The sequence below is a fragment of the Streptomyces sp. JLYT201 genome, assembly GCF_059448825.1.
The window spans coordinates 8,248,254-8,259,317 of the sequence record NZ_CM182551.1; the positions used below are offsets into that span (position 1 = coordinate 8,248,254).

6 protein-coding genes are annotated in these 11,064 nt (G+C 73.1%); all 6 read left to right on the plus strand.

Translation table 11 applies throughout. The features are described 5' to 3' along the window. The first annotated feature begins 9 nt into the window (after positions 1–9). Positions 10–4,932 carry an amino acid adenylation domain-containing protein gene (locus AC5WAM_RS35260; protein ID WP_495519982.1) on the plus strand — a complete coding sequence of 1,641 codons (4,923 nt, stop codon included), beginning with the start codon at positions 10–12 and terminating at the stop codon, positions 4,930–4,932. Positions 4,933–4,950: 18 nt separating this feature from the next. Continuing rightward, on the plus strand, positions 4,951–5,937 hold the full coding sequence (locus AC5WAM_RS35265) for an ornithine carbamoyltransferase (protein WP_366796265.1): 987 nt from the start codon (positions 4,951–4,953) through the stop codon (positions 5,935–5,937). Continuing rightward, positions 5,934–7,301: an MFS transporter gene (locus tag AC5WAM_RS35270; protein ID WP_138958376.1), complete on the plus strand. Its 1,368-nt coding sequence runs from the start codon at positions 5,934–5,936 to the stop codon at positions 7,299–7,301. Before AC5WAM_RS35265 ends, AC5WAM_RS35270 begins: the two co-directional genes overlap by 4 nt. After that, positions 7,294–8,061: an ABC transporter ATP-binding protein gene (locus tag AC5WAM_RS35275; RefSeq protein WP_138958375.1), complete on the plus strand. Its 768-nt coding sequence runs from the start codon at positions 7,294–7,296 to the stop codon at positions 8,059–8,061. The genes AC5WAM_RS35270 and AC5WAM_RS35275 overlap by 8 nt, the downstream gene beginning before the upstream one ends. Beyond that, the gene (locus tag AC5WAM_RS35280) at positions 8,062–10,551 is read left to right on the plus strand and encodes an ABC transporter permease (RefSeq protein ID WP_495519983.1); all 2,490 of its coding nucleotides are present in this window, start codon (positions 8,062–8,064) and stop codon (positions 10,549–10,551) included. It begins immediately after the preceding gene. 218 nt (positions 10,552–10,769) lie between these two features. Next, entirely contained in the window at positions 10,770–10,985 is a 216-nt protein-coding gene (locus tag AC5WAM_RS35285) for an MbtH family protein (protein WP_138958374.1), read from the plus strand. Positions 10,986–11,064 lie beyond the last annotated feature (79 nt).

Sequence of the window (11,064 nt, forward strand, 5' to 3'; positions counted from 1 at the left end):
GAAACAGACATGACCGTCCCGCTCCATCAGCTCATCGCCGCCCAGGCCGCGTCGACGCCGCGGGCCGTCGCGGTCGAGGACGACCTCGGCTCCCTCACCTACGAACAGCTCGACCGGCGGGCGGGCGACGTCGCGCGGCTGCTCGTGGCGCGCGGCGTCGCACCCGAGGCGCGCGTCGCCGTGTGTCTGCCCCGCGGGCGCGACCTGCTCGCGGCGCTGCTCGGCGTGTGGCGGGCCGGCGCGGCGTACGTGCCCCTCGACGCGGGGCACCCGGCGGAGCGGAACACCTGGGTGACCCGGGACAGTGGGGCGGCCCTCGCCCTGACCACGCGGGCCTCGGCCGGGCTCTTCGAAGCCGCCCTGGCCGGGCGCGTCGCCGCCCTGGACGAGGAGGGCGCCTTCGACGGGCTCCCCCAGGAGGACGTGGCGGTCGAGGTCTCCGCCGAGCACGCCGCGTACCTCACCTACACCTCGGGGTCCACCGGCCGCCCCAAGGGCGTCGTCATCCAGCACGGCGGCATCGCCAACCGCGTGGCCTGGTCGCTCTCCCACCAGGGTCTCTCCGCGGGGGACCGGGTGCTCCAGAAGACCGTGATCACCTTCGACGCGGCGGCCTGGGAGCTGTTCGCGCCGCTCGCCGCGGGCGGCACCGTCGTGATGGCTCCCGCGGGCGCCGAGTCCGACCCGGCGCTGCTCGCCCGCACCGTCGCCGAGCGGCGCGTCACCGTCCTGCAGGGCGTGCCGTCGGTCCTGCGGATGGCCGTCCAGGAGCCCGCCTGGGCCGACTGCGGTGCGCTGCGCCTGGTCGCCTCCGCGGGCGAGCCGCTGGACGCCGCGCTGTGCCGCCGCCTCGCCGAGCCCTCCGGCGCCCAGGTGTGGAACACGTACGGGCCCACCGAGTGCTCCATCGACGTCAGCGGCCAGCTCTTCGACCCGGAGCGGCACACCGACGCCGTGCCGATCGGCCGCCCCCTCGACGGGATGCGGGCCTACGTCCTCGACGAGGAGTTCGCGCCGGTGCCGATCGGCGTCGTCGGCGAGCTGTACGCGGCGGGCGTGGGCGTCGCCCGCGGCTACGCGGGCAACCCCGCGGGGACCGCCGAACGGTTCGTGCCCGACCCGCACGGCCCGGCCGGCAGCCGCATGTACCGCACGGGCGACCTCGCCCGCTGGCGCTCCGACGGCGCCCTCGACTTCCTCGGCCGCGCCGACCACCAGGTGAAGGTCAACGGCGTACGCATCGAGCCCGCCGAGGTCGAGGCCGCGCTGACCGCCCACCAGGACGTGCGCGGCGCCGTCGTCGCGGCCCGCGAGACCCCCGGCGGGAAGCGGCTCGTCGCCTACCTCACCACCGGCCGCCGCGTGCCGCGCGACGAGCTGCGCCGCTCCCTGCGGGGCCGGCTGCCCGAGGCGATGATCCCCTCGCTGTTCGTCACCCTCGACGCCTTCCCGCTCACCACGAGCGGCAAGGTCGACCGCGCGGCCCTGCCGGACCCGGTCGACGACCAGGGCGCCCGGGGCACGTACACCGCGCCGCGCACGCCCGCCGAGAGGCTCGTCGCCCAGGTCTGGGAGGAGCTGCTCCAGATCGAACGGGTCGGCGCCCACGACGACTTCTTCGCCCTCGGCGGCTCCTCGCTCGTCCTGACCCGCCTCGCCGACGCGCTGCGCACCGCCTCGGGCGGCGACGTACAGCTGCGCGGCCTGTTCGGCGCCTCCACCGTCGAGGCGCAGGCGCGCCTCCTCGAAGAGGCGCGGCCCGCCGTGCCGCCGGTGACGCCCGTCCCGCGCACGGAGCCGCTGCCCCTGTCCTTCGGCCAGCACCGGCTGTGGTTCCTCGACCGCATGCACCCGGGCAGCCCCGAGTGGGTGGCGCCCATGTTCCTGCGGCTGCCCACGGGCACGACCACGGCCGCCGTGCAGGGGGCCCTGGACGCGCTGGAGGCCCGGCACGAGTCGCTGCGCACCCGCTACGTGCTGCGCGGCGAGGAGCCCCGGCAGGCCGTCGTGCCCGCCGCCCCCGTGGAACTGCGGGTCGAGCACGCCGGTGAGGACGAGCTGGAGAGGCTCTTCGGAGAGCAGTTCGGCCGCGGCTTCGACCTGGGCGAAGGGCCCCTGTGGCGGGCGCTGCTCGTCCACGTGCCGAAGGGTGGCCCCGTGCTGCTCGTCACCACCCACCACATCGCCACCGACGGCTGGTCGACGGTCCTCCTGGAGCGCGAGCTGCGGGAGCTGTGCGCCGCCCGCTCCGAGGGCCGCGCCCCGGACCTCGCCGAGCCGTCCGTCCAGTACGCCGACTACGCCGCCTGGCAGTCCGAGCGCGCCGACGACCCGGCCCTCGACCGCGAACTGGAGTACTGGAAGGAGCAGTTGGCGGACCTCACGGAACTCCAGCTGCCCACGGACCGGCCCCGGCCCGCCCGGCGCGACGCCCACGGCGCGGGGGTCCGCTTCACCATCCCCGCCGGGCTCGCCGACACCCTCACCGGCGTCGGCCGCCGCCACGGCGCCACCCCGTACGTCACCTTCCTCGCGGCCTTCGCCGGGCTCCTCGCCCGCTACTCCGGGCAGGACGACATCGGCGTCGGCAGCCCGGTCACGGGCCGCACCCGCCCCGAGACGCAGGACACGGTCGGCTTCTTCCTCAACTCCCTGGTCCTGCGCTGCGACACGAGCGGCGACCCCGCGTTCACCGAGCTGCTCGACCGCGTGCGCACCACGACGCTCGCCGGGTTCGCCCACCAGGAGCTGCCGTTCGAGCGCCTCGTGGACGAGCTCCAGCCGGTGCGCGACCTCTCCCGCACCCCGCTGTACCAGGTGGCCTTCGACCTCCAGGACGAGGGCGCCACCGCCGTCGCCACCGACGACGTCCTGATGGACGCCTTCCAGGGCGCCTGGCGCGTCGCCAAGACGGACCTGACGCTGTTCATGTGGTGCCAGGCGGACGGCTCCCTCGTCGGCGCCTTCGAGTACGCGACGGCCCTCTTCGACCAGCCGACCGCGGCCCGCATGGCCGAGCACTACGTCCGCCTCCTGGAAGGCGTGGCCTCCCACCCCGAGCTGCCCCTGTCGGCCCTCGACATCTCCTCCGTCCAGGAACGCCGCCTGCTGCGCGCGTGGGGCGGCTCGGAGTCGGCGGCGTTGGTGTCGGGTGTGTCGGTGCCGGAGTTGGTGGCGCGGCAGGTGGTCCGGGCCCCGGATTCTGTGGCCGTCGAGTGTGGTGAACAGCGGCTCTCGTATGCGGAGTTGGATGTGGCGGCGAATCGTCTGGCTCATCGTCTGCGTGCTGATGGTGTGGGTGTGGGTTCGTCGGTGGCGGTGCTGCTGGATCGTTCGGTTGAGCTGATGGTGGCGTTGTTGGGTGTGTGGCGTGCGGGTGCGGGTTACGTACCGATGGATCCGGTGCTTCCTTCGGAGCGGATTGCGGCGATGGTGGTGGATGGCAAGGTGTCGGCCGCTGTGACGTCGGTCGAGTACGCGGACCGTTTCGTCGATGTGCCGGTGGTGCTGACGGCTGAGGATCTGTCGGCGTATCCGGTGCGGGCACCCGAAGTTGCGGTTGATCTGGATGCTGTGGCGTACACGGTGTTCACGTCGGGTTCGACGGGTCGGCCCAAGGGTGTGGAGGTCACGCACCGGGGCTTGGCGAATCATGTGGAGTGGGCGGAGCGGGAGCTGGCGGCTGCTGGTTCGGGTGGTGCGCCGGTGTTCTCGTCGGTGGCCTTCGATTTGGTGGTGCCGAATGTGTGGGCGCCGTTGGTGGCCGGTCAGCGGGTGTGGCTGTATGGCGGTGAGCTGACGGAGCTGGGTGATGCGCTGGTGGCGGCGGGTCCGTTCGCGTTCATCAAGCTGACGCCTGGTCATCTGGAAGTGCTGGATGGTCAGTTGGGTGATGCTGAGATCCAGTCGCTCGTTTCCCGTGTGGTGGTGGCCGGTGAGGCGCTTCCGGGGCAGTTGGTGGAGCGCTGGCGGCAGTTGCTCGGTGACGGGCAGGTCATCAATGAGTACGGGCCGACCGAGGCGACGGTGGGGACGTGTGTGTTCCCGCTGGAGGAGGAGTTCACGGGAGTCGTGCCCATCGGACGGCCCCTTCCCAACATGGTGATGCGGGTGCTTGATGGGGGGATGCGTCCGGTTCCGGTCGGGGTCGTGGGGGAGCTGTTCGTCGGCGGGACGGGTGTCGCGCGCGGTTACGCGGGACGCCCCGGGCTGACCGCCGAGCGGTTCCTGCCCGACCCGTACGGGGGCTCGGGCGAGCGCCTGTACCGGACCGGCGACCTGGTCCGGTGGCGGGCCGACGGGGCGGTCGAGTTCGTCGGCCGCATCGACGACCAGGTCAAGGTGCGGGGCTACCGCATCGAGCTGGGCGAGATCCGTGCCGCGCTGGTCGCGCAGGCGTCGGTGTCCGACGCCGCCGTCGTCGTCTCCGACGAGCAGCAGCTGATCGCGTACGTCGTCGGCGACAGCGACGGGCTCGCCGAGTCCCTCGCCGAGGCACTGCCGCCGTACATGGTGCCGTCGGTGTTCGTGGAGCTGGACGCGATCCCGCTCACGGCCAACGGCAAGGCCGACCGCAGGGCCCTGCCCGACCCCGGCGCGACGGTCACCGACACCTATGTCGCCCCGCGCTCCGAGGTCGAGGCGCGCATCGCCGAGGTGTGGAGCCAGATCCTCCTCGTGGACAAGATCGGCGCCGACGACAACTTCTTCGAGCGCGGCGGCCACTCGATCCTCGCGGTCCGGCTGATCTCGCGGCTTCAGGACGAGTTCGACCTCGACCTGCCCGTCCGGGTCGCCTTCGAGCGGCCCACCGTCGCCGGGCTCGCCCAGGAGATCGAGGACCGCGTACGCGCCGAGATCGAGGCGATCCTCGCGCCCACCGCCGACGACGACGGCGAAACCCGCACCGGCACGCCCACCGACCAGGCCTGAGACAGGGGGAGAACCACCATGCAGCAGCACGCTCGACAACGCCTCAACGGGGCCCGGGCGGAGGCCACGGGAACACCGGACGGCGCCACCCGCCATCTGATCTCCGTGTGCGACCTCAGTGACGACGACCTGCGCGCCCTGGTCGCCCGCGGCGCCGAGTTCGCGGCGGGCGTCCGCGAGGAGACCCTCGCCGGGGCGATCGTCGGGATCTACTTCCGGCGCACCTCCACGCGCACCCGCACCGCCTTCACCACCGGCGCCCTGCGTCTCGGCGCCAGGACGGTGACCTTCGGGCCGGGCGACCTCCAGCTCAACACGGGGGAGACCAGCGAGGACACCGGGCGCGTCCTCGCGGGCATGCTCGACCTGCTCGTGGCCCGCACGTCGGACGCCACCGAGGAGCTGCGGACCTGGGCCGCGGCCGGGCCGATGTCCGTCGTGAACGCGATGAGCGCCGAGGAGCACCCCACGCAGGCGCTGACCGACCTGACCACGCTGCACCGCCACTTCGGCCACGTCGACGGCCTGCGCGTGCTGTACGTCGGCGAGGGCAACAACAGCGCGGCCGCCCTCGCGCTCGCCCTGAGCCGGTTCCCCGACACCACCCTCGACCTGCGCACGCCGCCCGGCTACGGCCTGCCCGCGGACGTCATCGCCACCGCGGTCGCGCAGGCCGACATGCACGGCGCGACCGTGCGGGAGCGGCACGACATGGCGGACCTGCCCGAGGGCGTGGACGCGATCTACACCACGCGCTGGCAGACCACGGGGACGACGAAGCCGACCGCCGACTGGCGCGAGGTCTTCGCCCCCTTCCAGGTCACCCGCGAGCTGTGGCGGACGAGCCCCGGCGCGGTCTTCCTGCACGACCTGCCCGCGCACCGTGGTGAGGAGGTCACGGCCGACGTCCTGGACGGGCCCGCCAGCATCGCCTTCACCCAGGCGACCCACAAGCTGCACAGCGCGATGGCCGTCCTGGAGTGGTGCCGGGCCGGGGCGCGATGAGGAAGGCAGCCGACGGCGGCACGAAACCGCGTCGCCGGCACGCCCTCCCGGGCCTGAACTCCTACCGCGACTTCCGGCTCCTGTGGACCGGCTCGGCCCTGTCGGTGATGGCGGAGCGCTGCTCCGGCATGGCCTTCACGCTGCTGATCCTGTGGCACACCGGGTCCAAGAGCGCGGCGGGCCTCGTCGGCTTCGCCGCGCTCCTGCCCGCGCTGCTCGTCCAGCTGCCCGCCGGGGTCCTCGTGGACCGCTGGAACCGGCGCGGCGTGATGCTCGTGTGCGTGGTGGGACGGATGGTGGCGGTCGCGACCGTCGCCGTCGCCCTGGCGGGCGACCGCCTCTACGTGTGGCACATCGCCGCCGTCGCCTTCGTGCAGGGCGCGCTGACCGTCTTCTACCAGCTGGCCGAGCGGGCCACCGTGCGCGGCGTGGTGCCCGCCCGGCAGCTGTCGGCGGCCATGGCCACGAACGAGGCGCGCTCCCGCGCGGTCAACTTCGTCGGACACCCGGCGAGCGGCATGCTGTTCGGCATCTCCGCGTGGATGCCGTTCATGTCCAGCGTCGGGATGTACCTGCTGTCCCTGATCACCCTGGTGCGGCTGCGGGCCAAGGACGACACGAAGGCCAAGGGGGGCAAGGGGAAGGGGGGCAAGGGCGGGAAGAAACGGCCCATGACCGCGGAGATCCGCGCCGGGCTCGACTGGGTGTGGAAACGCGCCTATTTCCGCACCGCGCTGCTCATCATGGCGGGCAGCAACCTGATCTTCCAGGCCCTGATCCTCAGCGTGGCGGTGGTGGTGCGGGACTCCGGCCGACCCGCGGGCACCGTCGGCCTGATCATGGCCGCGGGCAGCGTCGGAGGCCTCCTCGGCGCCATCACCGGCGGCGCGCTCAGCAAGCGCCTGCCGATGCGGCACACCATGATCGTGTCCCATGTGGCCTGGGCACTCGTCCTGCCCGGAACGGTGGTTTTCCACCATCCGGCGGCACTTGGGTCTCTCTTTTTCATAACATCGCATATAGGAGCCGCTGTTACCGTCGCAGGCATGTCCCACCAGGTGCGCATCACCCCGAACAACATGCAGGGGCGGGTCGGCAGCGTCGTCATGCTGCTCGTGTCCGGCGCGAGTTCACTGGGCGCGCTCGGCACCGGCTTCCTCCTGGACGCGTACGGCACCCGTCAGGTCCTGATCGGCGCATCCGTGGTGATGGCGGTCCTCGCCGCCGTCGCGACCCTCGTGTTCACGCGCCGAGGTGCGGCACTGGAGGACGAGAACAACATGGCGCCGCCCCCCGAGAGGGAGAGCGAGCCAGTGGTCGTCTCCCCACGTACGACCCTGACCTTACGGAGAATCGATGGATGAGGCAGTGCGGCTGGAGTCGCTGACCAAGACATACAGCTCGGGAGCCAACCCCGTGACCGCGCTGCGCGAGGTCACGATGGCCTTTCCCCGGGGCAGCTTCACGGCGATCATGGGCCCCTCCGGCTCCGGCAAGTCCACACTGCTGCAGTGCGCCGCGGGCCTCGACCGGCCCACCTCGGGCCGGGTGAGCGTCGACGGCACCGATCTGAGCACCCTGAACGAGACCCAGCTGACCGAGCTGCGCCGGGAGCGGACGGGCTTCATCTTCCAGTCCTTCAACCTGCTGCCCTCGCTCACGGCCGCACAGAACGTGTCCCTTCCACTGCGCCTCGCCGGGCGCAAGCCCAAGCGCGAGGCGATAGCCCGCTCGCTCGCCCTCGTGGGCCTCGGCGACAAGGCGGGCAGCCGCCCCAGCCAGCTCTCCGGCGGCCAGCAGCAGCGCGTCGCCATCGCCCGCGCCCTGGTCAGCCGCCCCGCCGTGCTGTTCGCCGACGAGCCCACGGGCGCCCTCGACCTGCACACGGGACGGGAGCTCCTCGACACCCTGCGCAAGCTCGCGGGCCCGCCCACCGGCGACGGCTACGCGGCCACCGAGCTCGCCGACCGGCCCACCACGATCGTGATGGTCACGCACGACCCGAACGTCGCCGCGTACGCCGACCGCGTCGTCTTCCTCGCCGACGGCAACCTCGCCGGCGGCCTGGAGCGGCCCACGGCGGAGGCGGTCGCGGCCCGGATGACCAGCCTGGCGGTGTCGTAAGTGCTCTTCATCGCCTACCAGACCCTGCGGTCGCGCTGGGTGTCGTTCCTCGGCACCCTCGTGGCGCTCGTCCTCGGCGTCGCCCAAGTGGCCGCCATGGGCGCCCTGTTGATGACCGTGCTCGACCTGCCCGACCGCCCCGTCGAACGGTTCGCCAAGGCCACGGCCGTCGTCAAGCCCGACGACGGGGACTGGAACGCCGCCCAGCACGACCTCGGCGTCCGCTCCCTGCCCGAGTCCGAGGGCATCAAGCCCGCGCTGCGGCAGAAGGTCGCCGGCACCGGCGGGGTCGTCGTCGACCGCGCCTTCTACGCCCAGCTCGACGGCGGCCCCAAGGACCAGGTGGGCCACCCCTGGCCGGTCGCGCGCTTCGGCGGCTACCGCCTCACCGACGGGCGCCCGCCCACCGGCAAGGACCAGGTCGTCGTCCCCTCCGACCAGGCCCGCACCGGCGAACAGGTCACCGTGATGACCGCCGCGGGCGTCTCCCGCTACACGGTCTCCGGCACCGTCTCGCCCGTCGACTGGGAGGACGCCGTCTTCTTCAGCGACGCCGAGGCGGCCCGGATCTCCCCGCGGATCGAGGCCCTCGTCCCGCTCGGCCCGCTCGCCGCGGTCCGCGCGGCCGTCGGCGACGACGCCGAGGTGCTCACCGGGCAGGACCGGCACAAGGCCGACGCCAGTGAGGACCGCGACCGCGAGACGCTCGACAACACCGTCACCCTGGTGCCGGTCATGGCCAGCGTCGCGGGCACCACCGCGGTGTTCGTCGTCGCCTCCACGTTCGCCTTCGCCGTCGTCCAGCGCCGCCGCGAAGTCGCCCTGCTGCGGGCCGTCGGCGCCACCCCCAAGCAGGTGCGGCGCATGGTGCGCGGCGAGGCCCTGCTCGTCGGCACGCTGGCGTCCGCGGCGGGCGTGGCGCTCGGCCTGTACGGCGCGCAGCTCCTCGCCGACGTGCTGATCGCCATGGACATCGCCCCGGACTGGTTCGAGGTGAAGCCGTCCCTGCACTGGACGATCGTCACCCCGCTCGCCGGAGCGTTCCTCGTAGGTGTCACGGTCGCCTGGTGCGGAGCCGTCGCCGCCGCCCGCAGGGCGGGCACGGTCCGCCCCGTCGAGGCGCTGCGCGAAGCCGCCGTGGACGACACCGGCATGACGCCCGCGCGCCGGCTGCTCGGCGCGGCCGGCGTCGCCGCGGGAGTGGGCCTCGCCGGGTGGATCGCCTTCGGCAAGCCGCAGAGCGTCCTGTCGCCCAACACCTACGTCACCGAGCTGCTCGTGCCCGTCCTGGCGGCGGCCGTCCTCGCCCCGCTCGCGGTCGGACCGCTCACCCGGTTCTTCATGTGGCCCTTCCGCAACTCCGCCGGGCCCACGGCCATGCTCGTGCGCGAGAGCGCGCTCACCGCCCGCCGCCGCACGGCCGCCACCGCCGCCCCGATCCTGCTCACCGTCGGCCTCGCCCTGTCGCTGCTCGCGGCCACCGACTCGCTCGGCGCCGCCCGCGACCACGGCCTGCGCAACTCGGTCACCTCCGAGTACGCGCTCGCGCCCGACGACACGCCGGGCATCAGCCCCGAGGTCATCGACAAGGTCAAGCGGATCGACGGCGTACAGATCACCGCGCCGCTCCTGACGACCGTGTACACCCGCGACGAGGACCGCTTCGACGTGAACGACGGCCTGGTCGTCGACACGGCCGCGCTGAAGCACACCATGGACCTCGACGTCACCGAAGGGTCCCTGGACAGGCTGGACGACACCAGCATGGCCGTCGCCGACCTGTGGGGCTGGGACGTGGGCACCCGCGTGAAGATCTTCCTGGGCGACGGCGAACAGGCCACGCTGAAGGTCGCCGCCGTCTACAAGGCGCTGCGCGGCTCGGACGTCGCCTATCTGCCCGAGCGGTTCGCCGCGTCCGCCGCGTACTCGCGCGACGGTCTGGCGCGGCGCGCCTACATCTCCCTGAAGCCGGGCACCGACCGGGCCGCCGCCACCGCGGCCATCGAGAAGGCCGTGCGGGGCAGCGGCGCGAAGTTCATGACGCGCGACGAACTCGTCGCCACCGAGAGCGCGTACGCCCGCCACCTCATCGAGGTGCGGCAGCGCTCCACCGCGCTGATCGTCGTCCTGTTCTGCTTCATCGCCATCCTCAACACCCTGCTCATGGCCACCGCCGACCGGCGCCGCGACCTCGCCGTGCTCCGCCTCGCCGGGGCCACGCCGAAACAGGTCGTGCGGTTCTTCGTCGCCGAGTCGCTGCTCGTCACCGCGATCGGCGTGGCCCTCGCGGTCATCGCCTCCGCGGTCAACCTCATCGGCCTGTGGGGCGCGCTCCACGAGCTGTTCGGCGCGGCGCCGATCGTGGTGCCGTGGGCCGTCGTCGGCACGGTCACCGCCGTCTCGGCGGTCCTCGCCGTCGTCGGCACCGTGCTGCCCGTCGGTGCCGCCCTGCGCTCGCGCATCGTCCAGCTGGTGGGCGCCCGCGAATAGGCGGCTCGCGCCCGCCCCGAAGATCACGCGGCCCGGTCCCCATCGCCCCGGCGGGACCGGGCCGCGTGCTGTCCGCGCGCGCCCGAGCGGGCGCGCCTGCGGTGTTGCCTGCGTAGAGGCCGCATATAGGTGCCCGCCGGAAGCTGAGGACGTAACGATCCCCGGGGCTTGCCCCGGCTTTCCCCCGGGCACGCCCCGGCTTTCGAAGGGACGCCGACATGGCCGACGACCTCAACGACGACCGCCTCTACCGCGTCGTCCGCAACGACGAGGAGCAGTACTCGATCTGGGCCGCCGACCGCGAGCCGCCCGCCGGCTGGCACGCCGAGGGCACCGAGGGCACCCGCCAGGAGTGCCTGGACCGGATCGACACCGTCTGGACCGACATGCGCCCGGCGAGCCTGCGCCGCCGCATGGAGCAGGCGGGCACCTGACATCCGCGCCCCGGCCGGGGCGCCACACCCAGCAGGTTCGCGGCAACGCACGGACGCATCACGTGAAAGGTCGGGAGGA